Raw genomic sequence first — 673 nt, 5'->3', positions numbered from 1 at the left:
CGGGGACAGTGTCAGGCGGGCAGTTTGACTGGGGCGGTCGCCTCCTAAAGAGTAACGGAGGCGCCCCAAGGTTCCCTCAGAATGGTTGGAAATCATTCGAAGAGTGCAAAGGCATAAGGGAGCTTGACTGCGAGACCTACAAGTCGAGCAGGGACGAAAGTCGGGCTTAGTGATCCGGTGGTACCGCATGGAAGGGCCATCGCTCAACGGATAAAAGCTACCCTGGGGATAACAGGCTTATCTCCCCCAAGAGTCCACATCGACGGGGAGGTTTGGCACCTCGATGTCGGCTCATCGCATCCTGGGGCTGAAGTAGGTCCCAAGGGTTGGGCTGTTCGCCCATTAAAGCGGTACGCGAGCTGGGTTCAGAACGTCGTGAGACAGTTCGGTCCCTATCTGTCGTGGGCGTAGGAAATTTGAGAGGAGCTGTCCTTAGTACGAGAGGACCGGGATGGACGTACCGCTGGTGCACCAGTTGTTCCGCCAGGAGCATGGCTGGGTAGCTACGTACGGACGGGATAAGCGCTGAAAGCATCTAAGCGTGAAGCCCCCCTCAAGATGAGATTTCCCAACTAGTAAGACCCCTTGAAGACGACGAGGTAGATAGGTTGGAGGTGGAAGTGCAGCAATGCATGGAGCTGACCAATACTAATCGGTCGAGGGCTTATCCAAA

Annotated in this window: 1 rRNA gene; it reads left to right on the top strand. The window is 55.9% G+C overall.

The annotated features are described in order from the left end of the window. A 23S ribosomal RNA gene (locus tag AK95_RS01555) occupies window positions 1-672 on the top strand; the annotation flags it as partial. Window position 673 lies beyond the last annotated feature (1 nt).

This window comes from Paenibacillus sp. LC231 (genome assembly GCF_001860525.1).
Classification (GTDB): Bacteria; Bacillota; Bacilli; order Paenibacillales; family Paenibacillaceae; genus Paenibacillus_AQ.
The sequence above is the reverse complement of the archived record's forward strand: the minus strand, read 5'-3'. Positions and strand labels throughout refer to the sequence as shown.